Here is a 26,861-nt window from a genome sequence, read left to right on the forward strand (position 1 = left end):
CTTGCAGGAGAAGCAGCCGGACCTGACGAGTTTAGCATTTCGTCAATCCATGAATCCATGTGGCCCTGGTCTCGTTCGGCCCTCGGTCGAATCGGACACGCCGGGCGTTCCTGCCGTGCAGGTCAGCGCGGGCGTTCTCGCAGGTCCCCTCCGGGTGGTCGGTGATGTCGGTCGGGCGATCTAGGATCGACTGCGATGTCAGTCGCAGCCAGCCCCGCCCAGAGCTTCGTCCACCTGCACAACCACACCGAGTACTCCATGCTCGACGGTGCCGCGCGGATCGACGACATGTTCAAGACCGCGGCCGAGTTCGGGATGCCCGCGATCGCGACGACCGACCACGGCTTCATCTTCGGCGCCTACGAGTTCTGGAAGACCGCGCAGCGCTACGACGTCAAGCCGATCATCGGCCTCGAGGCCTACCTGACGCCGGGCACGCACCGCACCGACAAGACCCGGGTCAAGTACGGCGACGGCGGGCGCGACGACGTCTCCGGTGGTGGTGCCTACACCCACATGACGATGCTGGCCCGCAACAACAACGGCATGCACAACCTCTTCCGGCTGGCGTCGCTCGCGTCGATGGAGGGCTACTACTTCAAGCCCCGGATGGACCGCGAGCTCCTGGAGAAGTACGGCCAGGGGATGATCGTCACCACCGGCTGCCCGTCCAGCGAGGTGCAGACCCGCCTGCGGCTCGGCCAGTGGAAGGAGGCAGTGCAGTGGGCCTCCGACCTCAAGGACATCTTCGGCGCGGACAACGTCTTCTGCGAGCTCATGGACCACGGCATCGAGATCGAGCGCGTGGTCCGGCAGGACCTGCTCAAGCTCGCCAAGGAGCTCAACCTCCCGCTGCTGGCGACCAACGACCTGCACTACACCCGCCAGGAGGACGCCACCGCGCACGCGGCGCTGCTGTGCGTCCAGTCCGGGTCGACGATGCAGGACCCCAACCGCTTCAAGTTCGACGGTGACGGCTACTACCTCAAGAGCGCCGAGGAGATGCGCCACATCTGGCGCGAGCTGCCCGAGGCGTGCGACAACACCCTGCTCGTCGCCGAGCGGTGCGAGGTCTCCTTCACCGAGGGCGAGGGGCGCTACATGCCCCGCTTCCCCTGCCCGCCCGGGCACGACGAGACCAGCTGGTTCCTCTCCGAGGTCGAGACCGGCCTGCGCCGCCGCTTCCCCGAGGGCGTGCCGGACTACGCCAGCAAGCAGGCGGCCTACGAGTCCGAGGTCATCATCTCCAAGGGCTACGCCGGCTACTTCCTCGTCGTCGCCGACTTCATCAACTGGGCCAAGAACAACGGCATCCGCGTCGGCCCCGGCCGTGGCTCGGGTGCGGGCTCGATGTGCGCCTACGCGATGGGCATCACCGACCTCGACCCGATCCCGCACGGTCTGATCTTCGAGCGCTTCCTCAACCCCGAGCGCAAGTCGATGCCCGACTTCGACGTCGACTTCGACGACCGGCGACGCGCCGAGGTCATCCGCTACGTCACCGAGAAGTACGGCGACGACCGGGTCGCGATGATCGTCACCTACGGCACCATCAAGGCCAAGCAGGCGCTCAAGGACGCCTCCCGCGTGATGGGCTACCCCTTCGCGATGGGCGAGAAGCTCACCAAGGCGATGCCGCCGGACGTCATGGGCAAGGGCATCCCGCTCTCGGGCGTCTACGACGAGGAGCACAAGCGCTACAAGGAGGCCGACGAGTTCCGCCAGGTCCTCGCCGAGGACCCGCACGCCGCGGAGGTCTTCGAGACCGCCAAGGGCCTGGAGGGCCTGAAGCGGCAGTGGGGCGTGCACGCCGCCGGCGTCATCATGTCGAGCGAGCCCCTGCTCGACCTCATCCCGATCATGCGCCGCGAGCAGGACGGCCAGATCATCACCCAGTTCGACTACCCCACGTGCGAGTCGCTGGGTCTGGTCAAGATGGACTTCCTGGGGCTGCGCAACCTCACGGTCCTCGACGACGCGATCAAGAACATCAAGGACAACCGGGGCGAGGACATCGACCTCGACCAGCTGTCCAAGGACATGACCGACAAGAAGACCTACGAGCTGCTGGGCCGCGGTGACACCCTCGGCGTCTTCCAGCTCGACGGCAACGGCATGCGCCAGCTGCTGCGCCTCATGCGCCCCGACAACTTCGAGGACATCTCCGCGGCGCTCGCGCTCTACCGGCCCGGCCCGATGGGCGTCAACGCCCACACCAACTTCGCGCTGCGCAAGAACGGCCAGCAGGAGGTCGTGCCGCTCGACCCGGCGCTGAAGGGCAAGCTGCAGCCCCAGATGGAGGAGGCCCTCGGACCAATTCTTGGAAATACATATGGTTTATGTATCTACCAGGAACAGGTCATGGAAATTGCTCAGAAATTGGCGGGCTACACGCTCGGCAACGCGGACCTGCTCCGCCGCGCGATGGGCAAGAAGAAGAAGGAGGTCCTCGACGCCGAGTACGTCCCCTTCTCCGAGGGCATGAAGGCCAACGGTTACAACGAGGCCTCCATCGCCGCGCTGTGGGGCGTCCTGGTGCCGTTCTCTGACTACGCCTTCAACAAGGCTCACACGGCCGCCTATGGCGTCATCTCCTACTGGACCGCCTACCTCAAGGCCAACTACCCGGCCGAGTACATGGCGGCGCTGCTGACCAGCGTCGGCGACGACAAGGACAAGACGGCGCTCTACCTCGCCGAGTGCCGGCGCATGGGCATCGCGGTGCTGCCGCCCGACGTCAACGCCTCCGTCGCCAACTTCGCCGCGGTCGGCGACGACATCCGCTTCGGCCTCTCGGCGATCCGCAACGTCGGCCACAACGTCGTCAGCGCGATCGCCCGGACCCGGGAGGAGAAGGGCGACTTCACCTCCTTCGAGGACTTCCTGCGCAAGTGCCCGGTCGTGGTCTGCAACAAGCGGACCATCGAGTCGCTGGTCAAGGCCGGCGCCTTCGACAGCCTCGGTCACACCCGCCAGGGCCTGGTCAGCGTGCACGAGCGCTACGTCGACGCCCTCGTCGACGAGAAGAAGCAGGAGGCGATCGGCCAGGACAGCCTCTTCTCCGGATTCGGCCTCGGCGACGACGGCGAGCAGGACGCGGGTATGCAGATCGTCACCCTCCCGCCCATCCCCGCGGTGGAGTGGGACAAGTCGGTGCTGCTCGCCTTCGAGCGGGAGATGCTCGGCCTCTACGTCTCCGACCACCCGCTCAACGGCATCGAGCACATCCTGTCGCAGCACGCCAGCGCCTCGATCCTGGAGATCGTCGGCGAGGACGGCGCCAAGGACGGCGACTTCGTCACCGTCGCGGGCCTGATGACCAACCTGCAGCTCAAGCGCACCAAGAACGGCGACCCCTACGCCCGCCTGTCCATCGAGGACATGGCCGGCTCGATCGACGTCGTCTTCTGGCCCAAGACCTACATGACGATCTCGACGATGCTCGCCGAGGACACCGTCGCCGTGGTCAAGGGCCGGCTCAAGAAGGGCGACGACGGCGCCGAGCTGCTCGCCAACGAGCTCCAGCTGCCCGACATCAAGCAGGGCCCGCGCGGACCGGTCGTGCTCAACGTGCCGCTGACCCGGGCCACGGACGGGCTGGCCCACAAGCTCAAGGGCGTGCTGGCCAACCACCCCGGCGGCACGGAGGTGCACGTCAAGCTCGTGCAGCCGGGCCGGACGGTGCTCATGCGCCTCGACGAGTCGCTGCGGGTCAACGCCTCGGCCGAGCTCTTCGGCGAGCTCAAGGCCTTGCTCGGGCCGGCCTGCATCAGCAGCTGAGGTGGACGGGAGAGACGGCGCACGGCATACCTCCGGAGTTGTTCCCTCCGAAAACTCGGGGGCCGCATACACGCCTCGCCCCGACTCGCGGGTAGCGTTGGGCGGGTGACTGCCGAGACCACCCGACCGACCCCACCCGTCGCCGCACGCCGCGAGACCGTGCGCAGCCACCACGGGGAGGACGTGTCCGACCCCTACGAGTGGCTCCGCGACAAGGAGGACCCGGAGGTCATCGCCCACCTCGAGGCCGAGAACGCCTACACCGAGGCGATGACGTCCCACCTCGAGGGGCTGCGCGAGGCGGTCTTCACCGAGATCAAGGGCCGCACCCAGGAGACCGACCTCTCGGTCCCGGTGCGCCACCGCGACTGGTGGTACTACTCGCGCACGATCGAGGGTCAGCAGTACGCCGTGCACGGCCGCATCGCCGTCGGTGACTCGCCCGACCGCCCGGTGCTCGACCCCGCCTCGCCGCCCGAGGGCGAGCAGGTGCTGCTCGACGGCAACGCCGAGGCGGAGGGCCTGGAGTTCTTCTCCCTCGGCGCCTTCGACGTCAGCGCCTCCGGCGACCGGCTCGCGTATGCCGTGGACACCTCCGGCGACGAGCGCTTCGACCTGCGCATCAAGGACCTCACCACCGGCGAGGTCATCGACGACGCGGTCACCGGCATCGGCTACGGCACGGCCTGGTCCGCCGACGCCGCCCACATCTTCTACACCCGCGTCGACGACGCGTGGCGGCCCTACCAGGTCTGGCGGCACGAGGTCGGCGCGTCCGCCGAGACCGACGTCCTCGTCTACCAGGAGGACGACGAGCGCTTCTGGATGGGCGTCGGGGCCTCCCGCGACGACCGCCACATCATCATCGGCCTGGGCAGCAAGAACACCTCCGAGTTCCGCATCCTCTCCGCCGAGGACCCGCTGGGGGAGTTCCGCGTCGTGGCCCCCCGCGAGGAGGGCGTCGAGTACGAGGTCGAGCCCGCGGGCGAGCGCCTCTGGATCGTCCACAACCGCAGCCACCGCGACTTCGAGCTTGCGGTCGCGCCGCTCGGCAGCAGCTCCGCCGAGGAGTGGCGCACCGTCCTGCCCGGGGAGGAGGGCGTGCGCATCAGCGGCGTCGAGGCCTTCTCCGGCCACCTCGCGGTCTCGCTGCGCCGCGACGGCCTGACCCAGGTGCAGGTGCTGCCGCTGTCGACCGCGGGCCTGCCGGTGGGCCAGGGCTACCAGGTGCCCGTCGACGAGGAGGTCTACTCCATCGAGACCGGCACCAACCCGACCTACGACACCGACACCCTCCAGGTCGTCGTCGAGTCGCTGGTCACCCCGCGCAGCATCTACGACCTCGACCTGGTCAGCGGCGACCTCGACCTGGTCAAGCGCCAGCCGGTGCTCGGCGGCTTCGACCCGGCCGACTACCAGCAGCACCGCCTCTGGGCTACGGCCGCCGACGGCACCAAGATCCCGATCTCGCTGGTGGCGCGCAAGGACGTGCAGGTCGACGGCACCAACCCCGGCCTGCTCTACGGCTACGGCTCCTACGAGATCTCCATCGACCCCTACTTCTCCGTGGCGCGGCTGTCCTACCTCGACCGCGGCGTCGTCTACGCCATCGCGCACGTGCGCGGCGGCGGCGAGATGGGCCGCGGCTGGTACGAGACCGGCCGCATGGAGCACAAGCGCAACACCTTCACCGACTTCGTCGCCTGCGCCGACCACCTCGTCGAGACCGGCTGGGTCGCCCCAGACCGGCTCGCCGCCGAGGGCCGCTCCGCCGGCGGTCTGCTCATGGGCGCCGTGGTCAACCTCGCGCCCGAGCGCTTCCGCGTCGTGCACGCCGGAGTGCCCTTCGTCGACGCGCTGACGACGATCCTCGACCCCTCGCTGCCGCTGACCGTGGGGGAGTGGGAGGAGTGGGGCAACCCGCTGGAGTCGGCCGAGATCTACGAGATCATGCGCTCCTACAGCCCCTACGAGAACATCCGCGAGACCGACTACCCCGCGATCCTCGCGACCACCGGCCTCAACGACACGCGCGTCTTCTTCGTCGAGCCGGCCAAGTGGGTCGCGCGCCTGCGCGAGACCGTCACCAACGACCCGGCCGAGCGCCCGATCCTGCTCAAGACCGAGATGGTCGCGGGCCACGGCGGCAAGACCGGTCGGTATGACGCGTGGCGCGAGACCGCCTTCGAGATCGCGTTCATGCTCGACCAGCTGGGCGCCACCGAGCTGCGCGGCTGACGTCGCCGGGGTGGGCGACGCCCGTCGTTCCACCCCGCGCGGCCCCGTCGGGCCGTGCCATCATCGCTGCGTGGAGTGCCTGTTCTGCCGCATCGTCTCCGGGGACGAACCCGCCGAGATCGTGCTGCGGACGGACACGGCGGTCGGCTTCCTCGACACCCGGCCCGTCTTCAAGGGGCACGTGCTGCTGGTGCCGCGTGACCACATACCCACGCTGACGGAGCTGCCCGACGACCAGCTCGAGCCGCTCTTCGCCACCGCCCGGACCCTGGCCGGCGTGATGCGCACCGAGCTGGGCGCGCAGGGCTCGTTCGTGGCGATGAACAACGTCGTGAGCCAGTCCGTGCCCCACCTGCACGTGCACGTCGTGCCGCGCACCAAGGGCGACGGGCTGCGGGGCTTCTTCTGGCCGCGGACGAAGTATGACGAGGGGGAGGCCGAGGCCTACGGGCGCCGGCTGCGGGAGGCGCTGGGCACCGGTGCAGCCTGACCCGGACGTGCGGCGCGACCCGGCGCTGTGGATGCGGCGGGTCCGCCCCCGCACGCGTGCCATCAGGGCGCTGCGACGGGTGCGGCGCAACCTGCCCCACCTGCTGCTCGCCGCCAGCGCCGCCGGTCTGGCCTACCTCATCGCCAGCCTCGTCTTCCCGTCCGCCGACGCCGTCTTCGCCCCGATCGCCGCCGTCGTCTCGGTCGGGCTGTCGGCCGGCCAGCGGCTGGTGCGCGCGGCGGAGATCACGACCGGCGTCGTCCTCGGGCTGCTGCTCGCCGACACACTGACCCGGCTCATCGGCGCGGGGCCGTGGCAGCTGGCGCTCGCCGTGCTGCTCGGGATGTCCGCGGCCGTGGCGCTGCGCGCGAGCTCGCTCATGGCCAACCAGGCGGCCGTGACGGGGGTGTTCGTCATGGTCCTCGTCCCCCTGCAGAACACCCCGCCGCACGTGCGGCTCATCGACGCGGTCATCGGCGGGCTCGTGGCCATCACGCTCAACGCGCTCTTCGCGCCCGACCCCCACCGGGTGGCGCTCACCACAGCTGAGCAGCTGCTGGAGAGGCTCGCCACGGCATACCGGGATCTCGCGCGAGCGCTCGACGAGTCCGACCTCAAGACGGCGCGTCGCGTGCTGAGCGACCTGGAGCAGCTGGAGACCGCCGGCCGCGACCTCGAGACCGCGATCAACGCGACGCGCGAGCGCATCACGCTCGCGCCGAGCAAGACGCGTCTGGTGCAGCGGCGCCGGCTGCGCGCGATGGAGCAGCTGGCCGTCCGCGCCGGGATCATGGTCACCTCCGCCCGGTCGAGCTCGCGCGCCGCGGCCACGCTGGCGCGGCACGGCGGTGAGACCGACGAGAGCCTCGTGACCGCGGTCGACCAGGTGTCCCAGGCGCTGCGGGTGCTCCGCGACTGGGTCCGGGGCACCGTGCGCATGAACACCGCCCGCGAGGAGGTGCTGCGAGCCGCCGTGACCGCGAGCAAGGCGCTGCGCAAGGGCTCGCCGGCGGAGCAGGCGCTGGCCTGGCAGGTGCGTTCGGCGTCCGTCGACATGCTGCGCGTGCTCGGGCTGACCTACACCGCGGCGGTCAAGGCGCTCGAGGACGCCGCCGGGAGGGCCGACACCCTCCCGCCCGAGCCCGGAGGGCCCGGCAACGCACCTGCGTAAAGCGTGGCGAACGGCTAGCCTCGCAGGAACCGCGATCGAGAAGGAGGACCTCATGGATCTGATGACCCGGGCCGAGTTCGAGGAGCTGGTGGGAGACGGGGACGGCACGCGCGTCTCGCTGTTCATCCCGACCCACCGCGTGGGTGGGGGCAAGGAGAGCGAGGCCGACCGCCTCCGGTGGAAGAACCTGCTCGGCGCGGTGGAGGCGGCCCTTCTCGAGGACGGCCACGAGCAGCGCGACGTCGCGCAGCTGCTCGCCCCGGCCCGGGAGCTGCACGGCGACGGTATGGCGTGGAGCCACATGGCGGACGGGCTCGCCATGTATCTCGCCCCCGGCTGGAGCGCGATGTACCGCGTCCCGCTGGAGCTGCCCGAGCTGGCAGCCATCGGGTCGGGCTTCGTGCTCGGGCCGGTGCTGCCGCTGCTCAGCGACCAGAACTACGTGGTCCTCACCCTGAGCCAGCGGCACGTCCGCGTGCTGCGCGGCAGCCGCGACCGCATCGGCGAGCTCGACGTGCCGTCGGTGCCGAGCGCCTTCGAGGACGTCTTCGAGCCCGACGGTCCCGCCTCCGACTCGGTGCCGCGGCCGACGGCGTCCGGGCGCAGCGGCCAGGCCGGGTCGGTCTACTACGGCGGTGGCTCGGCCGACAACGTCCACAAGGAGGACGTCACCGAGTTCTTCCGCGAGGTCGCCCGGGGCGTCGAGGAGCACCTGGCCGGTCGCACGATCCCGATGATCCTGGCCGGCCTGCCAGAGTGGGTGGCCGTCTACCGCACGATCAACACCTATCCGCACCTGCTCGACGCGGCGATCGAGCGCAACCCCGACGACATGAGCGCGGACGACCTGCGCACGGCCGCCTGGGGGCTCGTCGAGACCCGCCTCGCACAGGACTCCGCGCGGCTGCTCGACCGCTACCAGGAGCAGCTGGCCCGGGGCAACGGTGCGGCGACGCCCGAGGACGTGGCCGCGGCCGCTGCCGAGGGGCGTGTCGACACGCTGCTCATCTCGGCGGACGGGTGCTACACCGGCAACCCCGACGGTCCGGCGATCGTCCGCCCGGGCCGTGACGAGGACGACGTGTGCGGTGTGGTCGACGCCGCCGCCCGTGCGACCCTGCGCAACGGGGGAGCTGTGCGGGTGCTCGAGGAGCTTCCCGACGGGGCTCCCGTGGCAGCGGTGATGCGCTACTGACGCGCAGCCGGCATACGTGGACGAGGTGGTCGCCCTGTGGCGGCCATCTCGTTCGTGTCCTTGCGGTGCAGTCGCGGGGGTCCGGTCCTGATCAGGAGAGTGGTGGATCGTGGTCGTCAGGGCGACCATTTCCTACCACTCTGTTTCCGGCCCCGGGCAGTTTGGCGGCCCGGTGCTGACGGTGAGCGAGCCGGGCCATTGCTGACGTTAGACCCGGCCCTGTCTTCGTAGCGCATCCAAACGTCGCTTTCACCCAAAAGGGTGAGGCCCGCGGCGAGAGACGATTGCTCGTCTCCCACCGCGGGCCTCGGACCGGCATCACCCGGTCAAGATGCCGCGCCGTTGCGACACGCTCGCTTCGCTCTGATCAGTTCGCGACGTCACCGCCGCGATGTCGATCAGATGTCGAAGTACAGCTCGAACTCGTGCGGGTGCGGGCGCAGACGGATCGGGTCGATCTCGTGGGTGCGCTTGTAGTCGATCCACGCCCGGATGAGGTCCTCGGTGAAGACGTCACCCTCGGTGAGGTAGGCGTGGTCGGCCTCGAGCGCGTCGAGCACCTCCGGCAGCGAGGTGGGCAGCTGCTCGATGCCCTCCATCTCCTCCGGGGGCAGCTCGTAGAGGTCCTTGTCCACCGGCTCCGGCGGCTCGATGCGGTTGCGGATGCCGTCGAGGCCGGCCATGAGCTGCGCGGAGAACGCCAGGTAGGGGTTCGCCGACGGGTCCGGGACGCGGTACTCGATGCGCTTGGCCTTCGGGCTGCTGCCGGTGATCGGGATGCGGACGCACGCCGAGCGGTTGCGGGCCGAGTAGACCAGGTTGATCGGGGCCTCGAAGCCCGGCACCAGACGGTGGTAGGAGTTCATCGAGGGGTTGGTGAACGCCAGCAGCGACGGGCCGTGGGCGAGCAGACCACCGATGTACCAGCGGGCGATGTCGGACAGGCCGCCGTAGCCGTTCTCGTCGTAGAAGAGCGGCTCGCCGTTCTTCCAGAGGCTCTGGTGCGTGTGCATGCCGGAGCCGTTGTCACCGAAGAGCGGCTTGGGCATGAAGGTCGCGGTCTTGCCGGCGGCCCAGGCGGAGTTCTTGATGACGTACTTGAACTTCATCATGTCGTCGCCGGAGTGCAGCAGGGTGTTGAAGCGGTAGTTGATCTCCTGCTGGCCCGCGGTGCCGACCTCGTGGTGGGCACGCTCGACCGCCAGGCCGACCTCGGCCAGGTCCAGGCACATGCGGTCACGGATGTCGGCGAAGTGGTCCACGGGCGGGACCGGGAAGTAGCCACCCTTGTAGCGCGGCTTGTAGCCCCGGTTGCCACCCTCCTCGGAGCGGCCCGTGTTCCACGCCGCCTCGATGGAGTCGATGTGGTAATAACCACCGCTGGGGCCGGTGGAGAAGCGCACGTCGTCGAAGACGTAGAACTCGGCCTCGGCACCGAAGTAGGCGGTGTCGGCGATGCCGCTGGAGCGCAGGTACTCCTCGGCCTTGCGAGCGATCTGACGGGGGTCACGCTCGTAGGGCTCGTCGGTGAACGGGTCGACGATGGAGAAGTTCATGATCAGCGTCTTCTCGGCCCGGTAGGGGTCGAGGTAGGCCGTCTGGGGGTCGGGGATGAGCTTCATGTCGGACTCGTGGATCGACTTGAAGCCGCGGATCGAGGACCCGTCGAACATCTGCCCGGTGCTGAAGGCCTCCTCGTCGAAGGACTCGGCCGGCACGTTGAAGTGCTGCATGACGCCGGGAAGGTCGCAGAACCTGATGTCGATGAACTTGACGTCCTCGTCCTTGATGAAGGCGAGGACCTCCTCCGCACTGCTGAACATGTGGTGTGCCTCCTAGTTGGACCCGTTCGGTCGTGCCTGACAGTAGCCCGAGGTGGTTTCCGCACCGTCACCCCGATGTTTCAGGAGTGTTTCACCGATCGTTACGCTGGGACGTGTGAGCGAGCCGTCCTACCAGGGTCAGTCCCTGGGTCTTCCCCCCAGCGGTAGCGGCTCGGTCGCCGGTCTTCTACGGCGTGCCGCCGCCCTTCTCGTCGACTGGTTCCTCTGCCAGCTCATCGCCGTCGGACTGCTCGGTATGCAGTGGGGCGAGGTGCAGGGCACCGAGGCCTTCCTGCCGCTCGGGCTGCTCTTCGTCGAGAACGTCCTGCTGGTCAGCACCCTCGGCACGACCGTCGGGCACCGGCTCCTGGGCCTGCGCGTGGTGTCCGTCGACAGCCTCCACCAGCCGGTGCCGCCGGCCCCGCTGCGCTCCGTCGCGCGCGCGGCGCTGCTCTGCCTCTTCGTCCCGGCGCTCGTCATGGACGCCGAGGGCCGCGGCTGGCACGACAAGGCGGCGCGCTCGGTCGTCATCCGCACCCGCTGACACGCGGCGCGGCACGAGCGGTCGCGCGCACGGCATACCGGGGCGGGTCGGGCCCACTCACCACACGTTGTTGTCAGATCGGCCTGATGCATCGGTCCATCTGGACAACATCGTGTGGTGAGTCGTGAGTGTTCCGAGAGGCCCGCCTCCGAACCGGGACAGCGCGCGCTCGGTGGCCCTAGATTGACGCTCGTGACCAGCAGGATGCGGAGCCGCCGAAGCCTGGCGCACTGGTGGGCCACAGGGAATCTCGGGAGGACACGGGCACCCGCCCGGCATGGGGGCCAGAGCCTCTCCTAAGCGACGGAGCTCGGGAGACGTTGAAAGGAAGTCCCCAGATGAGCACAGTCCAAGTACCACGATCGCGTCGCCGGCGCCGCGGCCCGCGCCCGGTCGCCGTCCTGGCGGCCCTCGGGGTGGTGACCGCGCTGGCGGCACCCGCTCTCGCCGTCACCGCCACATTTGGCAACCCGGCGGTGCCCCGCCCGTGGGGCGACGGCTACGAGCACTTCACGGTCGTGGACACGAACAACCCGGCCCCCTTCGACGGCTACTTCACCTCGATCGACTTCTTCGCCGGGTGGGCCGGGGCGGTTCGCTTCGTCGTCGTCGACTCCGACTACACGGTGACCTGGCTCTCCGAAGTGGTGGAGGTAGCCGCCCCAGGTGCCCACACGGCCGACTTCGACGAGAGCGTCGGTGTCACCGAGGGCTCCAACCTGGGGTTCTACGCCGTCGGCCGCAGCGTCGTGGTGATGGACTACGGATTCGGGGCCCCGGCTCCGTACGAGGCGAACCTGTCCGGTCCACCCGAGGTCGGCGAGCCGCTCGAGCTCGAGCATCCCCTGGACCAGGTCGCTCACCGTGTCTACTCGCTCAACGCGCAGATCACGGCCGCCTCCCCAGAGGTCTGCAAGAAGGGCGGATGGGAGCTCTACGGATATCCCAACCAGGGACAGTGCATCGCCAGCGTCGTCGCTGCTCCGGCCAGCCGTCACCGACCGTGACCTAGGACAAGGGCAGGGCCCGGGCGACGCATCGCCCGGGCCCTCCCGCCACTCTCAGGTATGCCGTGTCAGCGGCCGCGCAGCGCCTTGCGGCTCATGCGCGGGGCGCGGGTCGGGTCGATGCCGGCGGGGATCGGCGGGCGGTTCTTGCCACCGAGCGCCTTGAGGCGCTGCTGGACGACCATGGCCTCGTCGTTGGTGAGCTTCTTGGGCAGCTTCTTGATCGAGGGGACGACCTGGCGCAGCTTGAGGTCGCCCTCGCCCGAGCCGACGGTGATGGTGTGCACCGGCACCTCCTCGCCGACGACGCGGGCGACGCGCTTGCGCTCGGAGGCGGCGAGGCGCTGGGCGGCGCCGCGCGGGCCCTCGGCGATGAGCACGACACCCGGACGGCCGACGGCGCGGAAGACCATGGCGGCGTTGTGCAGGTCGCGCATGCCGCGCATCTGGCCACCGGCCTCAGCGGCGACGGGCTCCTGGTCGTAGAACCAGCCGCGGCGCAGCTGGCCCATGACGGCGGACGTGGCGCCCGGCTGGCCCTCGATCTGGGCGAAGGCGGCACGCTCGGCGCGCCGGCCCAGGATGATCGTCGCGGCGAGGATCGCCAGCGGCAGACCGATGATCAGGCAGTAGACGACCTGGTCGATCCACAGGCCGACGAGGACGGCCACGACGAGCACGCCCAGCGCCGCCAGCAGCATCCACCAGACGGCGGCGGGGTCGGCCTTGCGGGTCATGTCGAAGACCTGGCGGACCTGCGCCACCCGACCCGGCTTCTTCGGGTCCTTGGTCTTCTTGGTGCGGCGGCCGAACAGGCCCTTCTTCGTCGGCTCGCCGGCGTCGCTCGTGCTCGTGGACATGGGGATCAGGATACGTGGTGCCGGACGGTCAGCAGGCGCTGCGTCGGACGGCGGACAGGTCCTGGCGGGGGTCGCCGGTCATACCGCTGGCGACCAGCGACGCGGCCTCCTGGCGTGCCGGGACGGCGGCCTCGAACTGCTCGCGCAGGTGGCTGAGGTTCTCCGGGATCGCGCGGCCCCACTTGGTCATCGCCGAGGCGTAGAGCTTGCCCGCGCGGTAGGAGCTGCGCACGAGCGGACCGGCCATGACGCCCTTGAAGCCGATCTGCTCGGCCAGGTCCGACCAGTGGAGGAACTCCTCGGGCTTGACCCAGCGGTCGATCGGGTGGTGCAGCTTGGAGGGCCGGAGGTACTGCGTGATCGTGAGGATGTCGCAGCCGGCGTCGTGCAGGTCGCGCATGGCCTGCTCGATCTCGTGCTCCTCCTCGCCCATGCCCAGGATGAGGTTGGACTTGGTGACGAGCTCGTTGTCGCGCGCCATCGACAGCACCTTCAGCGACTTGTCGTAGGTGAAGGCCGGGCGGATCTTCTTGAAGATGCGCGGGACGGTCTCGAGGTTGTGCGCGAACACCTCGGGGCGGGCGTCGAAGACCTGCTGGACCAGCTCGGGCACGGCGCCGAAGTCGGGCGGGAGGATCTCCACGCCGGTGTTCGGGTTGAGCTCGTGGACCTTACGGATGACCTCGGCGTAGAGCCACGCCGCGCCGTCCTTCTGGTCGTCGCGGGCGACACCGGTGATGGTGGCGTAGCGCAGGTCCATCTTCTGGATGGACTCGGCGACCTTGCGGGGCTCGTCCATGTCCAGGGGGCCGGGGCGGCCGGTGGCGATGTCGCAGAAGTCGCAACGCCGGGTGCAGATGTCACCGCCGATGAGGAAGGTGGCCTCGCGGTCCTCCCAGCACTCGAAGATGTTGGGACAGCCGGCCTCCTGGCAGACCGTGTGCAGGCCGCCGGTCTTGACCATCGAGTGCAGCTCGCGGTATTCCGGGCCCATCTTGGCGGTGGTGCGGATCCACGACGGCTTGCGCTCGATCGGCGTCTCGGCGTTGCGGGCCTCGACCCGCAGCATGCGCCGGCCCTCGGGTGCGACGGTCACAGGGTGCTCCTAGCGTTGTCACGGTGCCCGCCGCGGCGGGCATGCACCACCCCAGCCTAAGCGCGACGAGGGGTATGCCGAAACGCGGGTGGGCAGGGGCGGCCACCGCGGATGGGAGTGCCCGGCGGTCTGCGGCTCAGGCCCCGTCGCTCCCGGGGCGTCGCACCCGGGCCGCCGCGACCGCGGCGACGAGGTGCCCCAGCTCCCGGCCGTCGGCGGGGTCGTAGCCGAGCGTGTCGCGGATGCGGGCCAGCCGCTCGTGCACGGTCTGCCGCCGCACGAGCAGGGCGCGTGCTGCCGCGCTGATGTTGAGGCCGTGCTCGATCCAGACGTCCAGCGTCCGCACCAGCTCCGTGCCGTGCTCGCGGTCCCAGCGACGCAGCGCCCCGAGCGCGTCGTCCAGGAAGGTGTCCAGCTGGTCGGGCGGCACGGCACCGAGCAGATGGGGCACGGTCGAGCGGCGCCAGCTGGCGGCTCCCGGGACTCCCGGGCCGACGGCCAGTCCCGCCCGGGCGCGCTGCAGCGTCCGGCCGGCCAGGGGCAGGCCGACAGGCGGCCCCACCACGAGCTCTGTGCCGGTGTCCCTGGCCGTGCCGTCGAGCAGGTCGGCCACCCGCCCGGCGGGGTCCCCGGCGGCGGCCACGGCGACGAGGCCGAGGACCTGCCCGCGCACCGCATCGACCAGGTGCGGCCCCAGGCCCTCCGCGCGGGCGAGCAGCATCGCGCTGCGCCGGGGGTCGGCACAGGCCCCGGCCACGCCCACCACGGCGTGGTGCGGTGCGGGGTGGAAGCCGCACGACGCCATACGCGCGAGGAGCGAGGTGCGGTCGGGCGTCGTGGCGGTCCCGCGCTCGAGGAGGTCCCCGAGCAGGGCTACCCCCGCCCGGCCGGCTCCGACGCCCTCGGGCACGGACCGTTCGACCACGAGCCCCACGACGGCGGCCACCCGGTCGGCGTAGAACTGCGTCTCCGGTGAGGAGCGGGCCCCGACCAGGACGTGTCCCCACGGCGCTCCGGCGACGCGCACGACCGAGCGGGCGGGGTGGTCGTCCGGGCGGCGAGCCGGTCCGTCCGGTGGCGCTGCTGCCGCGACGACCTGCCCCGAGAGGGTGCTCACCTCCACCGGCGCGCCGACGCTACGGGCGATGCGGACGACGACCTCCTCCACGCCCGCTCCGTCGGCGGCCTCGTCGTGGAGCTGCCTCACGAGCTCGTCGCTGCGCCGCAGCCGGGCGAGCTCGGCGGAGAGCAGGTCGGAGTTGACCTGCCGGCAGATCTCGGCGAAGGGAACCACGGCGCGGAGGACGACGAGCGGGAGGTCGGCGCGTCGCGCCTCGTCCACGATCTCCGGCGGCACCTCGGGCAGGGACCGGCCGGGCTCCAGGGCCACGGCGGCGACCCCGCGCGCGGCGACGTCCCTGACCCAGTGGCGCCGTGACCCGGCGTCCGCCCCGGCCAGGCCCAGGCCCGTGGTCAGCAGGACCTCCCCGCCGGACAGCAGCGGGGCGATCTCGTAGATCTCGCTGGAGTGGACCCACTGCACCTCGCGCTCGCGGTGCTCGTCCCTGCCGAGGAGCTCCGGCTCCGCACGACGGACGCACTCGTGGGCGAGGAACTCGGCAAGGGTCAGCATCACGGCTCCTTCGCCGGTCGTGCAGGGGTGACTCCGGACATCCTGTCCTGGGTCGGCGGTCCGGGACAAGACGGTCCGCCCGTTGTCGCGTGCTGTCGAGCACTGCCACGCTCGACAGCACGCGGCGTCATCGAGGACGCCGGGGACGAAGGAGGACCCGATGACGGACGACATCCTGGAGGGAGAGGCCCCGCGGGCGGCGCAGCTCGGCGCCGCGGAGCGGGCGGGCCTCGAGGCGGCTCTCGAGGAGGCGCTGCTCGGCAAGGAGGAGGGCGGCGTCCCCATCGGGGCGGCGCTCCTGGCCGCCGACGGCACCATCCTGGGCCGGGGCCACAACCGGCGCGTGCAGCACGGCGACCCGTCCGCGCACGCCGAGACGGACGCCTTCCGTGCCGCCGGCCGCCAGCCGCACTACCGCGGCACGACGATGGTCACCACCCTCTCGCCGTGCTGGTACTGCTCGGGCCTGGTGCGGCAGTTCGGCATCTCGCGGCTCGTCGTGGGGGAGGCACAGACCTTCTCCGGCGGGCACGACTGGCTCGCCGAGCTCGGCGTCGAGGTGATCGTGGTCGACGACGAGCGGTGCGTCGCCCTCATGACCGAGTTCATCGAGCAGCACCCGGACCTGTGGTTCGAGGACATCGGGGAGGAGCGGCCGTGACGCGCGCGACCGACGAGCCGCTGACCGACGTGCAGGCGGCGACGGTCGACCCCGACTATCCGGTCGACCCGGTCCCGCACCACGCCCGGAAGTCCTGGTTCTCCCTGGCGGTGGTCCTGGTCGGCTTCACGATGTTCACCCCGACGATGCTGGCCGGTGCGCAGGTCGGTGCTGCCTACTCGTTCCTGCCGCTCATGGGCGTGCTCCTGCTGGGCAGCCTGGTGCTGGGCATCTACGTCAGCGCGCTGGGCTGGCTCGGCGCCAGCACCAACCTGACGACCGCGATGATGGCGCGCGCCACCTTCGGACGCGCCGGAGCCAAGATGTCCTCCCTCCTGCTGGGCGGGACGCAGGTCGGCTGGTACGGCGTCTCCGTGGCGACCCTGGCGCTGCTCACCGGGCAGGCGCTCGGCTGGGAGAGCGATGCCGCCGTGCGGTGGCTCATGCTCGGTTCCGGCCTGCTCATGGGCATCACCGCCTACATCGGCTACCGGGGGATGTACGTGCTGTCCCTCGTCGCGCTGCCACTGATGCTGATCCTCGGCGCCTGGGTGGCGTGGAAGGCGTTCGCCGAGGTCGGGGGAGTGGGCGAGATGCTCGCGATCAAGCCGGAGTCCACGATGGGCCTGGCCATGGCCGTGACGCTGATCGTCGGCACCTTCGCCTCCGGCGGCACGCAGGCGCCCAACTGGACGCGCTTCGCCAGGACCCCGGCGGCCGGCTTCTGGACCTGCATCGCGGCCTTCCTCGGCGCCCAGATGCTCATGCTCTTCTCGGGCGCGATCGGGGCACTGGCCTTCGGCGAGGGCGACTTCGTCGTCGTGCTCCTCAACCTGGGCCTGGTCGTGTGGGGCCTGCTGTTCCTGGTCGCCAACATCTGGACGACCAACGACAACACCGCCTACAACGTGGGTGTCGCGGGCGCCGAGCTCTTCAACTCGCGGAGGCGCAAGCCCTTCGTCATCGCGGGCGTGGTCCTCGGCACGCTGCTCGCGGTCACCGGGATCTACGACAGCCTGATCACCTACCTGGTATGGCTGGGCATCCTCATCCCGCCGCTCGGCGGCGTCATCCTGGGCGACCACCTGGCGCGGCGCGACGAGTGGGGCTCGACGACCAGCCTCGTGCCGGACGGTGTGCGCTGGGACAACATCGCCGTGTATGCCGTGGGGTGCGCCGCCGCGTGGGCGTCCAACGAGGCCGCCTTCTTCATACCGCCGGTGGTCGGGGCGCTCGTCGCGCTGCTCGGGGCGGTGCTGGTGCGCAGCCTGCGCCGTCGGCCCGCTCCGCAGCAGGGCTAGCGGACGCGAACGGCCCGCGGCGTCCTTCGGGGGGCGCCGCGGGCCGTTCGTGTGCGTGGGGCGCCGTCGTGCAGGTGCCCGCCAGCTCAGTCGATGTCGGCGGTCCGGAACTTGGCCCAGGCCACGACCAGCACGACGGCCAGCAGCACGGCCATGACCATCGCCCCGTGCTCCAGCGAGAGCGACTGCTCGATGGAGCGGCAGCCGTTGATGCCGTCGCAGTCGGTCCAGATCTCCCAGGTGGTGCCGTCCTGGACGAACGCGCTGATGTTGCGGGCCAGGAGGTAGCGCTGCACGCCCGACAGCGCGCTGCCCACCATGCCCTCGACGATCACGAGGTAGCCGACGACCACGCCGACCACGACTCCGCTGTGCCGCACCAGGAACCCCCCGCCGGCGCCGAGCGCGGCGGCGACCATGACGACCACGAGGAGGCGCAGCAGCATCCACCCCAGGTCGACCCACTCCTGCCCGGTCACGCCGTCGTCGAGACGGAACCAGCGGAAGATCACTGGCACGCCGACGAGCGTCAGACCGGCGCCGACGAGCGTGATCGGCACCGAGGCCAGCATCGGGGCCAGGACCTTGGAGACGAAGACGGGTGTGCGGCGGGGCACGAACGTCAGCCAGCTGCCCATCGTGCGGTGCGCGAACTCGGCGGCGACCGCGGTCGAGCCGAGCACCAGTGCCAGGAAGGCGAAGGGGTAGACCAGGCCCTGGAGGAGCTGGGTGTACTGCTCGGCCAGCGACGGCATCTGCCCGTACATCTCCTCGATCGTCGGCGGCCCGCCCTCCTCGCAGCCGTAGTCGATCGTCGGGTTGCCGGTCGTGCGGCGCTCCTGGGCCTCCTGCTGGAGGCACTCCTGCACGTAGCGCTGGTGGTCGGCGACGATCCGGTCGTACTCCTCGAGCATCCCGGCCCGCGCCAGGTCGATGGTGCGCGCCTGGAGGTAGACGGTGGCGAGCACGGAGATCACGATCGCGGCGGCACCGAGGATGCAGACCCACAGGATCTTGCGCGAGGCGAGGCGCCGCAGCTCGACGGTGGTGAGGCGGATCATCGATCCTCCTCCCCACGGTCGCCGGTATGCGGTGCCGCCGGGTCGCCGCCGACCGCGCCCGGGTCGACGGTCGGGGCGGGCAGTCCCTCGCCCTCGGTGAGCTCGAGGAAGATCTGCTCCAGCCCGCGACGGTTGGGCACGAGGCGCTCGACCCACAGGCCCTGCTCGCCGAGCAGGCGGGAGATCTCGGCCGGCTCGGCACCGGTGACGTTGAGCAGGCCCGCGGAGTCGTCGTCCCAGCGGGCGGCCAGTCCCTCGACCGCGTCGTGACCGGCGGGGTGCGCCATCCACTCCACGGAGAAGCCGGCGTCGCGCAGGATGCGGATCGCCGCGCCCGGGTGCCGGACGCCCACCTCGACCGTGCCGCCGCCGGCGCCGATCAGCCCGGCGACCGAGCCCTGTGCCAGCACGCGACCGCGGCCGATGATCGAGACGGTGTCGGCGATCTGCTCGATCTCCGAGAGGATGTGGCTGCTCACGAGCACCGTGCGGCCCTCGTCGCCGAGGCGGCGCATGGTGCGTCGGATCTCGGAGATGCCGGCGGGGTCCAGGCCGTTGGTCGGCTCGTCGAAGATCAGCAGGTCGGGGGACTTGAGCAGGGTCGCCGCGATGGCGAGCCGCTGCTTCATACCGAGGCTGTAGGCACGGAACTGGTCCTTGCCCCGCCCGGTGAGCCCCACGCTGTCGAGGACCTCGCCGACGCGCGACCGGGGCGTGGCGATGGCGTCGGCCAGCAGCGTGAGGTTCTTCTCCGCCGAGAAGGTGGGGAAGAACTTCGGTGACTCGACGATCGCGCCGACCCGGTCGACGACGGCGGGCAGGCGCTGCGGCACCGGCGTGCCGAAGATGTGCATCGTGCCGCTGTCGGCGGGGGTCAGGCCCAGCAGCATCCGGATCGTCGTGGTCTTGCCCGACCCGTTGGGGCCGAGGAAGCCGTGCACGCCGCCGGCGGGCACGTCGAGGTCGAGGCCGTGCACGGCGACCCGTCGCCCCCTCAGCGTCCGGAACGTCTTGCGCAACCCCCGGGTGGCGATCGCCAGCCCCTCGTCCGTCGACACGGCGACACCCATCCACAGCTCCCGTCTACCCCCGGACGGCCGTCCGGACCTGCGTCACCCAGTCAACACCCCCTCTGTGTCGTCGGGACCTCATCTGTTGCAGCGTGTCCCGCGCGATCGTGGTCACATCGCACCGAGACCACCGATCACCACGTAGACCAGCCCGACGATCGCGCAGGTGACGCCGACGGTGGTGCACACCCAGAAGCCCACCGACCGGGCTGCGGCCTCGATGGCGGCCGGTGGCGTGTGAGGGGGCGGGCGGGGGGACTCGTCCATCGCCGTCCTGTGCGTCCCCAGCCAGTAGAGGGCAGACACGGTGTCCTCGGGCCAGTCCTCGGTCCGGAACCGGTGGATCACCGCCCCCTCGTGGTCGAGGAGGGCCAGCACGCCGTGTCCGCCGGCCCGGCCCACGTGCGATACCCGGGAGATGGCCGCGCGGCGGAGGTAGACCGTCGGGCCGAACGTGGGGCGGACCTGGACCTCCCCGGCCGTGATGCGGATGCGCCGCCGCGCCGGGATGACCAGTCCCGCCGTCACCAGCGCCACGGTCCCGGTGATCAGCGTGACGACGGGCACGAGCACGACGTCCCCGGCCAGGGTCGTGGCGGCGACAGCCACCATGACCACGCACAGCAGCCCGCACCCTCCGACCAATACCCAGTGCCGCGGGCCAGCGCTCTCGTGCTCGATCGCGGCCCCCTCGTTCGTCGTCATGGCGCCCGAGGCTAGGCGGGGACGGTCGCCCCCCGCAGGAGTCGCGGGCCAGCCTGTGGACGACGCCCCGAGGGTCACCGCCCTTGTGGACGGCGGCCCGTCAGCGCGCGACGGCCCCGTCCAGCACCCGCTCCAGCTGCGCGGTCACCAGCGGCAGCACCTCGGCCACCGTCACGTCGCGGTCGAGCTCGCGCGAGAGGGAGGTGACGCCGGCGTCGGTGATCCCGCAGGGGATGACCACGTCGGCGTAGCCGAGGTCGTTGTCGCAGTTGAGCGCGAAGCCGTGCATCGTCACGTCGTGGCTGACGCGGATGCCGATGGCGCCGATCTTGCGCTCGGGGCCACGCTCGTCGGCGGCCACCCACACGCCGGATCGTCTCTCGACGCGCATGGTCTCGACGCCGAGCTCGCGGCAGACGGTCATCATGACGTCCTCGAGGCGGCGCACGTGGGCGACGACGTCGACGGGGGAGGGCAGGCGCACGATCGGGTAGCCGACGAGCTGGCCCGGACCGTGCCAGGTGATCTTGCCGCCGCGGTCGACGTCGATGACCGGCGTGCCGTCCAGCGGGCGCTCGTGCGGCTCGGTGCGCTTGCCGGCGGTGTAGACCGCGGCGTGCTCGAGCAGCAGCACGGTGTCGGGCAGCTCGCCGGCCACGACCTGCGCGTGGACCGCCCGCTGGTGGTCCCAGGCCTGCTGGTAGTCGACGTAGTCGGGGGCGAAGCCGAGGTGCTCGAAACGCATGGTGCCACTGTACGCGCGGCCCTGTGGACAACTCCTGCGGGCGCCGGGCCCCTGCTGGCACGGTGGGTGACCTGCGAGGAGGTGGGCGATGGAGCAGGAGCCGGAGGAGCTCCCGAGGGTCCCGGGCTACGAGGTGCTCGGACGGCTGGGGGAGGGCGCCAGCGCGACGGTCTGGCGTGCCCGCCGGCTCGGCGACGGGCTCGACGTGGCGCTGAAGGTGCTCACGCCCGCCGGTGGCGACGTGACCGAGGGGTTGCGCGAGGCGGGGCTGCTGGCCGGGGTGCGCCACCGCCACGTGGTGCGGCTGCACGACGTGCTGCCGCTGCCCGACCCGGTGAGCGGCCGACCGGCGAGCGTGGTGCTGGCGACCCAGCTGGCGGCCGGTGGCTCCCTGGCGCAGGTGCTGGCCCGGCGGCGCATCCTCACGGCGGGGGAGTTGGTGACGGCGCTGCAGCCGGTCGCGGGGGCCCTCGCCGACCTGCACGGCCAGGGGATCGTCCACGCCGACCTCTCCCCGGGCAACGTGCTCTTCCTGCGCGACGGTATGCCGTTGCTCGGGGACCTCGGGGCGGCGCGCGTGACGGGGGTGACGCCGGGCGACCCGCAGGGGACCGGCGCGACGTCGGGCATGGTGGCCCCCGAGGTCGTGGAGGGCTTCCCGGCGACGCAGGAGTCCGACGTCTACCAGCTCGGTGCCGTCGCTTGGTTGTGCCTGGCAGGGGAGCCGCCCGGCCCGCCGTGGTCCCGCCGCGACCTGGAGGAGCTGGCTCCCGGGCTGCCCGCGGGGCTCGCCGACCTCGTGACCCGGTGCCTGGCGCCCGAGCCCGGTGACCGGCCGGACGCCGAGGAGGTGGCGCTCGCCCTACTCGCCGCGGCGACGCCCGAGCCGGTGGAGGTCGCCCCTGACGCCGACCCCGGGTTCGGCGTCACCGAGCGGCTGCGGCGCGCGGCCCGCGACGACCTGGGCGCCGCCGACGAGACCCGCGCTCGGCGACGGGCCGCGACCCGGTCGGGCTGGCAGCAGCGCCCGCGGCTGCTCGTCGCGCTCGCGGCGGCGCTGGTCCTCCTCGTCACGGGGGCGCTCGTGGTGCCCGCGGTGGCCCCGCGCGCCGTCGACGTCGTCCGGGGCGTGGCGGACCGACCGGACGAGGCTGCGGCAGGAGGAGGTGTCGAGGCCGAGCCCCGGCCGGCACCGGCACCCGAGCCACCGGCACCCGAGCCACCGGCACCTGAGCCACAGCCACCACCGGCACCTGAGCCACCGGAGACGGCAGGGCCCGAGGACGCCGATGACCAGCACCTCGCCGCGGTCCTCCAGGGCCTCGTCGACGGCCGGGCCGCTGCCTGGCGGAAGGGCGACCTCGCCCGGCTGGCCGACGTGCTGGCGTCCGGCTCGCCCGCCCTCACGACGGACACCGCCTCGCTCGAGCGGGCGGTCGACCTGGAGCTGCGCTATCCCGAGCTGGCGTTCTCCGTCGCGGAGGTCGAGGTCGTGGCCCGGACCGACCGCCGGCTCGAGGTGGAGGCGGTGCTGGGCCGCGACGGCGTCAGGGGCGTGGGCGACGAGGGACAGGTGCTCGTGGAGGAGCCGGGCGACGTCGGACCCGTCCGCCTCGTGCTCACCCGTCAGGACCCGGGGTCGCCGTGGCGCCTGTGGTCCTGGGAGCCGGCCTAGGGGTCAACAGGCAGGTCATCACCCGGCAGGTCTCCGCAGCACCCCCCGGGGCCCAGCCGACCCCAGGGCGGAGCCATCCGACCACCGCCCACGGACGCGCGAGGGCGCGGCCGACCGGTGGTCGACCGCGCCCTGCGTTCCCGGACGAGGGAAAGGATCAGACGTCGAAGGTGCCGTCCTCCAGGCGCTCCTTCATGGCCACCAGGAAGCGGGCGGCGTCGGCACCGTCCACGACGCGGTGGTCGTAGCTCAGCGCCAGGTAGACCATGTCGCGGATCGCGATGGTCTCGCCGCCGTCCTCGTCGGTCACGACGACCGGGCGCTTGACGACCGCACCCGTGCCGAGGATCGCGACGTTCGGCTGGTTGATGATCGGCGTGTCGAAGAGCGCACCGCGCGAGCCGGTGTTCGTGAGCGTGAAGGTGGCGCCGGACAGCTCGTCCGGACCGACCTTGTTGTCACGGGTGCGCTCGGCCAGGTCGGCGATCTTGCGGGCCAGACCCGCGATGTTTAGGTCGCCGGCGTCCTTGATGACGGGCACGAGCAGGCCGCGCGGGGTGTCCACGGCGACGCCGAGGTTCTCCGAGCCGTGGTAGACGATCGTGTCGTCCTCGACGCTGGAGTTGACGATCGGGTACTGCTTGAGCGCCTCGATCGCGGCCTGGGCGAAGAACGGCAGGTAGGACAGCTTGGTGCCCTCCCGCTTGAGGAAGTCGTCCCTGACCCGCTTGCGCAGGCGGGACACCTTCGTGACGTCGACCTCGAGGACCGTCGTCAGCTGGGCGCTCGTCTGCAGCGACTCGACCATGCGCTGGGCGATGACCTTGCGCAGGCGCGACATCTTCTCGGTCGTGCCGCGCTTGGACGACGACTCGCTCGCCGCCGGGGCGGCGGCCTTCTCCGGGGCGGACGAGGCGGGAGCGGCCTCGGCGGCCGGGGCCTCCGGCTCCTGCGCGGCCTTGGCGGCGTCGAGCACGTCCTGCTTGCGGATGCGACCGCCGACGCCGGTGCCCTTGAGCGAGCCCAGGTCGACGCCGTGCTGCGCCGCGAGCTTGCGGACCAGCGGGGTCACGTAGGCGGAGACGTCCTGGCTCTCGGCCGGGACGGCCGTCGAGACGTCCTTGTGCGAGGAGGAACCGGTCTGCTCCGACTCGCTGCCCAGGCCGACGGCCGGCTCGGGCTCGGTGGAGGAGCCGGTGCCCTCGGACTCGGCCGACTGCTGCGCGGCCTCCTCGTGGCGGGTCTGCTCCTCGGCGAGGTCGGCGCTGCCGCCGTCCTGGCCCTCGGCGTCCTTGGTCTCGGGCTTCTCGGTCGGCGCCTGGGACTCGGGCTCGGGCTCCGGCTCGGACTTCTGCTCCGGCTCGGACTCCTGGGAGCCGCCGCCGGAGGACTCGCCGCCGATGACGGCCAGCTCGCCGCCGACCTCGACGACCTCGTCCTCGCCGACGAGGATCTTGGTGAGCACGCCCGCGACGGGCGAGGGGATCTCGGTGTCGACCTTGTCGGTGGAGACCTCCAGGAGGGGCTCGTCCACCTCGACGGTGTCGCCCTCGGACTTCAGCCAGCGGGTGACGGTGCCCTCGGTCACCGACTCGCCCAGCGCGGGCATGGTGACGGTCTCGCCACCGCTGACCTCGCCGCCGCCGGACGACGACTGCTGAGGCTGCTCCTGCGCGGGCTCCTCCTCGGCGGCAGGCTCCTCCTGCTGCTGGGGCTCCTCCTCCTGCTGCTGGGGCTCCTCGGCCGGTTGCTCCTGCTCGGAGGACCCGGACTCCTCGCTCCCGCCGTCGCCACCGGACTCGGAGGCGTCGCCGACGACGGCGAGGTCGGCCCCGACCTGGACGGTCTCGTCCTCCTGGGCGAGGATCTCCAGCAGCACACCGGCCACCGGGGAGGGGATCTCGGTGTCGACCTTGTCGGTCGACACCTCGAGCAGAGGCTCGTCGACCTCCACGGTGTCGCCGACGTTCTTGAGCCAGCGGGTCACGGTCCCTTCGGTGACGGACTCACCGAGGGCCGGCATCGATACACGTTCCGACATGTCTCTTGTCTCTCCTCGTCCGGGGGTTGGAAGTCTACGCAGGATTGCCGCTGGGTCAGGCGTGGGCGTGCAGGGGCTTGCCCGCGAGCGCCAGGTGGGCCTCGCCCAGGGCCTCGTTCTGGGTGGGGTGCGCGTGGATGAACTGCGCGACGTCCTCGGGCAGGGCCTCCCAGCCCACGATGAGCTGCGCCTCGCCGATCTGCTCGCCCATCCGCGCCCCCACCATGTGGACGCCGACGACCGGGCCGTCGGCGGCGGAGCGGACCAGCTTGACGAAGCCGGCGGTGCCCAGGATCTGGGACTTGCCGTTGCCGCCGAGGTTGTACTCGTAGGACGTGACGCCGTCGCCGTGCCTGGCGCGCGCCTGCTCCTCCGTGAGACCGACGCTGGCGATCTCCGGGTCGCAGTAGGTGACCTTGGGGATCAGCGTGTCGTCGACCGGGGTCGGCTCCAGGCCGGCGATGTCCTCGGCGACGAAGATGCCGTGGGCGAAGCCGCGGTGGGCCAGCTGGGGGCCGGGCACCAGGTCGCCGACGGCGCGGACGCCCTCGACGTTGGTGCGCAGGCGCTCGTCGGTGGGGACGTAGCCGCGGTCGATGGTGACCCCGACCTCCTCGTAGCCCAGGTCCGCCGAGCGCGGCCCGCGGCCGACGGCCACGAGCAGCAGGTCGGCCTCGAGGACGTCGCCGCCCTCGAGCTCGACGCGCACGCCGCTGTCGTCCTGCGTCGCGGAGGCGACGCGGGCGCCGGCCTTGACCGTGATCTTGCGCTTGCGGAAGGCGCGCTCGAGGGTCTTGGAGACCGCCGGGTCCTCGGCGGCGACGAGCCGGTCGAGGGCCTCGACGACGGTCACCTCGGCACCGAAGCTGCGGAAGACGGAGGCGAACTCCACGCCGATGACGCCGCCGCCGAGCACGATGACGCGCTCTGGCACGGTCTCCAGGCCGAGGGCCTGGTCGCTCGTCATGATCCGGCCGCCGATCTCGACGCCGGGCAGGGTGCGGGCGTAGGAGCCGGTGGCGAGCACGACGTGCTGACCCTTCAGCTCGCGGTCGCCGACCGTGACGGTGCTGGCGGAGGTCAGACGCCCCTCGCCCTCGACGTAGGTGATGCCGTCGGCGGCCTTGACCAGGCCCTGCAGACCCTTGTAGAGGCGGCCCACGACGCCGTCCTTGTAGGAGTGGACGGCCGCCATGTCGATGCCCTCCAGGGCGGCGGCGACGCCGTACTTGGCGCTCTCGCGCACGTTGTCGGCGATCTCGGCGGTGTGCAGCAGGGCCTTGGTGGGGATGCAACCGCGGTGCAGGCAGGTGCCGCCCAACCGGTCCTTCTCCACCAGCGCCACGCGCTTGCCGAGCTGCGCGGCGCGCAGCGCGCAGGCGTAGCCCCCGCTGCCCGCGCCCAGGATGACGATGTCGAACTCTTCGGCTGGCATGGCCGCAATCCTGCCACCTCGCCCGGCGCCCGTCCGGTGCGGGTGCCCGCGCGCCCGTTAACCCTGTGACAGGCCCCGGTATGCCGTGCCACAGTGGCATCACCTGTCCCCGGGAGAAAGGAGGTGGCCGTGAACGACGAATCTCCGGTCACGGACGACGTCAAGGCCAAGTTCCGCGAGGCGTTGGCGAAGAAGCAGGCCCACGGCGGCACCGACGTGTCGGACCACTCCGAGCACGGGAAGGTCGACGGGGTCCGCGGAGCCAAGACTTCCGGGACGCAGCAGATGTTCCGCCGCAAGAGCGGCTGACGGACGCCGTCCGTCACGGAC

The 26,861-nt window shown here is 71.3% G+C and carries 21 protein-coding genes; 11 read left to right on the plus strand and 10 right to left on the minus strand.

Annotation, left to right across the window (positions count from 1 at the left end):
- Positions 1-195: 195 nt before the first annotated feature.
- The 5 genes from dnaE to FB476_RS06530 all read left to right on the plus strand — a co-directional run bounded on the left by dnaE (position 196) and on the right by FB476_RS06530 (position 8,874).
- A complete protein-coding gene (dnaE, locus tag FB476_RS06510; RefSeq protein WP_141818060.1) occupies positions 196-3,780 on the plus strand; it encodes a DNA polymerase III subunit alpha in 3,585 nt (1,194 codons plus the stop codon).
- Between the two features lie 105 nt (positions 3,781-3,885).
- Complete coding sequence (locus FB476_RS06515) at positions 3,886-6,018, plus strand: S9 family peptidase (protein WP_141818061.1); 2,133 nt, start codon at positions 3,886-3,888, stop codon at positions 6,016-6,018.
- 70 nt (positions 6,019-6,088) lie between these two features.
- Complete coding sequence (locus FB476_RS06520) at positions 6,089-6,508, plus strand: HIT family protein (protein ID WP_238329582.1); 420 nt, start codon at positions 6,089-6,091, stop codon at positions 6,506-6,508.
- Entirely contained in the window at positions 6,498-7,679 is a 1,182-nt protein-coding gene (locus FB476_RS06525) for an FUSC family protein (RefSeq protein ID WP_170233553.1), read from the plus strand. Before FB476_RS06520 ends, FB476_RS06525 begins: the two co-directional genes overlap by 11 nt.
- Positions 7,680-7,731: 52 nt before the next feature.
- On the plus strand, positions 7,732-8,874 hold the full coding sequence (locus tag FB476_RS06530) for a baeRF3 domain-containing protein (RefSeq protein ID WP_141818064.1): 1,143 nt from the start codon (positions 7,732-7,734) through the stop codon (positions 8,872-8,874).
- A gap of 398 nt (positions 8,875-9,272) precedes the next feature.
- On the opposite strand, the gene glnA is transcribed toward FB476_RS06530, so the two are convergent.
- The gene (gene glnA / locus FB476_RS06535; RefSeq protein WP_141818065.1) at positions 9,273-10,697 is read right to left on the minus strand and encodes a type I glutamate--ammonia ligase; all 1,425 of its coding nucleotides are present in this window, start codon (positions 10,695-10,697) and stop codon (positions 9,273-9,275) included.
- A gap of 115 nt (positions 10,698-10,812) precedes the next feature.
- On the opposite strand from glnA, the gene FB476_RS06540 reads away from it, so the two are divergent.
- Both FB476_RS06540 and FB476_RS06545 read left to right on the plus strand, forming a co-directional pair.
- Positions 10,813-11,241: an RDD family protein gene (locus tag FB476_RS06540; RefSeq protein WP_238329583.1), complete on the plus strand. Its 429-nt coding sequence runs from the start codon at positions 10,813-10,815 to the stop codon at positions 11,239-11,241.
- A 338-nt stretch (positions 11,242-11,579) separates the two neighbouring features.
- Positions 11,580-12,248, plus strand: coding sequence for a hypothetical protein (locus FB476_RS06545; protein ID WP_141818066.1), 669 nt, complete (start codon positions 11,580-11,582; stop codon positions 12,246-12,248).
- A 68-nt stretch (positions 12,249-12,316) separates the two neighbouring features.
- Here FB476_RS06545 and FB476_RS06550 read toward each other — a convergent pair whose 3' ends face one another.
- From FB476_RS06550 to FB476_RS06560, 3 genes are all read right to left on the minus strand, one after another.
- A complete protein-coding gene (locus tag FB476_RS06550) occupies positions 12,317-13,108 on the minus strand; it encodes a DUF4191 domain-containing protein (RefSeq protein ID WP_141818067.1) in 792 nt (263 codons plus the stop codon).
- Positions 13,109-13,136: 28 nt separating this feature from the next.
- Positions 13,137-14,204, minus strand: coding sequence for a lipoyl synthase (gene lipA / locus FB476_RS06555; protein ID WP_141818068.1), 1,068 nt, complete (start codon positions 14,202-14,204; stop codon positions 13,137-13,139).
- Between the two features lie 136 nt (positions 14,205-14,340).
- On the minus strand, positions 14,341-15,837 hold the full coding sequence (locus FB476_RS06560) for a PucR family transcriptional regulator (RefSeq protein ID WP_170233554.1): 1,497 nt from the start codon (positions 15,835-15,837) through the stop codon (positions 14,341-14,343).
- Between the two features lie 160 nt (positions 15,838-15,997).
- Between FB476_RS06560 and FB476_RS06565 the strand changes: the two genes are divergently transcribed.
- Together FB476_RS06565 and codB are read left to right on the plus strand one after the other, a co-directional pair.
- Entirely contained in the window at positions 15,998-16,498 is a 501-nt protein-coding gene (locus FB476_RS06565; protein WP_141818070.1) for a nucleoside deaminase, read from the plus strand.
- Positions 16,495-17,799, plus strand: a complete 1,305-nt coding sequence (gene codB / locus FB476_RS06570; RefSeq protein ID WP_238329584.1) for a cytosine permease — start codon at positions 16,495-16,497, stop codon at positions 17,797-17,799. The genes FB476_RS06565 and codB overlap by 4 nt, the downstream gene beginning before the upstream one ends.
- Positions 17,800-17,885: 86 nt before the next feature.
- Here the strand turns inward: codB and FB476_RS06575 are convergent, their stop codons facing one another.
- The 4 genes from FB476_RS06575 to lipB form a co-directional block, all read right to left on the minus strand.
- The gene (locus FB476_RS06575) at positions 17,886-18,860 is read right to left on the minus strand and encodes an ABC transporter permease subunit (RefSeq protein ID WP_141818071.1); all 975 of its coding nucleotides are present in this window, start codon (positions 18,858-18,860) and stop codon (positions 17,886-17,888) included.
- Entirely contained in the window at positions 18,857-19,930 is a 1,074-nt protein-coding gene (locus FB476_RS06580) for an ABC transporter ATP-binding protein (protein ID WP_141818072.1), read from the minus strand. Before FB476_RS06580 ends, FB476_RS06575 begins: the two co-directional genes overlap by 4 nt.
- Positions 19,931-20,041: 111 nt before the next feature.
- Positions 20,042-20,635: a hypothetical protein gene (locus tag FB476_RS06585; protein ID WP_141818073.1), complete on the minus strand. Its 594-nt coding sequence runs from the start codon at positions 20,633-20,635 to the stop codon at positions 20,042-20,044.
- A 100-nt stretch (positions 20,636-20,735) separates the two neighbouring features.
- Positions 20,736-21,380, minus strand: coding sequence for a lipoyl(octanoyl) transferase LipB (gene lipB / locus FB476_RS06590; protein ID WP_141818074.1), 645 nt, complete (start codon positions 21,378-21,380; stop codon positions 20,736-20,738).
- Between the two features lie 88 nt (positions 21,381-21,468).
- Here lipB and FB476_RS06595 point away from each other — a divergent pair, with 88 nt between their 5' ends.
- Positions 21,469-23,055: a serine/threonine-protein kinase gene (locus tag FB476_RS06595; protein ID WP_141818075.1), complete on the plus strand. Its 1,587-nt coding sequence runs from the start codon at positions 21,469-21,471 to the stop codon at positions 23,053-23,055.
- Positions 23,056-23,212: 157 nt separating this feature from the next.
- On the opposite strand, the gene sucB is transcribed toward FB476_RS06595, so the two are convergent.
- A complete protein-coding gene (gene sucB, locus FB476_RS06600; protein WP_141818076.1) occupies positions 23,213-25,096 on the minus strand; it encodes a 2-oxoglutarate dehydrogenase, E2 component, dihydrolipoamide succinyltransferase in 1,884 nt (627 codons plus the stop codon).
- A 55-nt stretch (positions 25,097-25,151) separates the two neighbouring features.
- Complete coding sequence (lpdA, locus tag FB476_RS06605) at positions 25,152-26,531, minus strand: dihydrolipoyl dehydrogenase (RefSeq protein ID WP_141818077.1); 1,380 nt, start codon at positions 26,529-26,531, stop codon at positions 25,152-25,154.
- 129 nt (positions 26,532-26,660) lie between these two features.
- On the opposite strand from lpdA, the gene FB476_RS06610 reads away from it, so the two are divergent.
- Entirely contained in the window at positions 26,661-26,840 is a 180-nt protein-coding gene (locus FB476_RS06610) for a DUF5302 domain-containing protein (RefSeq protein ID WP_141818078.1), read from the plus strand.
- Positions 26,841-26,861 lie beyond the last annotated feature (21 nt).

The organism is Ornithinimicrobium humiphilum (genome assembly GCF_006716885.1).
Classification (GTDB): domain Bacteria; phylum Actinomycetota; class Actinomycetes; order Actinomycetales; family Dermatophilaceae; genus Ornithinicoccus; species Ornithinicoccus humiphilus.

Bases quoted from the DNA above. Each gene is read 5' to 3' on its own strand.
- dnaE (WP_141818060.1), top strand. From the start codon at position 196: ATGTCAGTCGCAGCCAGCCCCGCCCAGAGCTTCGTCCACCTGCACAAC.
- FB476_RS06530 (WP_141818064.1), top strand. From the start codon at position 7,732: ATGGATCTGATGACCCGGGCCGAGTTCGAGGAGCTGGTGGGAGACGGG.
- glnA (WP_141818065.1), bottom strand. From the start codon at position 10,697: ATGTTCAGCAGTGCGGAGGAGGTCCTCGCCTTCATCAAGGACGAGGAC.
- FB476_RS06545 (WP_141818066.1), top strand. From the start codon at position 11,580: ATGAGCACAGTCCAAGTACCACGATCGCGTCGCCGGCGCCGCGGCCCG.
- FB476_RS06550 (WP_141818067.1), bottom strand. From the start codon at position 13,108: ATGTCCACGAGCACGAGCGACGCCGGCGAGCCGACGAAGAAGGGCCTG.
- FB476_RS06560 (WP_170233554.1), bottom strand. From the start codon at position 15,837: ATGCTGACCCTTGCCGAGTTCCTCGCCCACGAGTGCGTCCGTCGTGCG.
- FB476_RS06565 (WP_141818070.1), top strand. From the start codon at position 15,998: ATGACGGACGACATCCTGGAGGGAGAGGCCCCGCGGGCGGCGCAGCTC.
- FB476_RS06575 (WP_141818071.1), bottom strand. From the start codon at position 18,860: ATGATCCGCCTCACCACCGTCGAGCTGCGGCGCCTCGCCTCGCGCAAG.
- FB476_RS06580 (WP_141818072.1), bottom strand. From the start codon at position 19,930: ATGGGTGTCGCCGTGTCGACGGACGAGGGGCTGGCGATCGCCACCCGG.
- FB476_RS06585 (WP_141818073.1), bottom strand. From the start codon at position 20,635: ATGACGACGAACGAGGGGGCCGCGATCGAGCACGAGAGCGCTGGCCCG.
- lipB (WP_141818074.1), bottom strand. From the start codon at position 21,380: ATGCGTTTCGAGCACCTCGGCTTCGCCCCCGACTACGTCGACTACCAG.
- FB476_RS06595 (WP_141818075.1), top strand. From the start codon at position 21,469: ATGGAGCAGGAGCCGGAGGAGCTCCCGAGGGTCCCGGGCTACGAGGTG.
- sucB (WP_141818076.1), bottom strand. From the start codon at position 25,096: ATGTCGGAACGTGTATCGATGCCGGCCCTCGGTGAGTCCGTCACCGAA.
- lpdA (WP_141818077.1), bottom strand. From the start codon at position 26,531: ATGCCAGCCGAAGAGTTCGACATCGTCATCCTGGGCGCGGGCAGCGGG.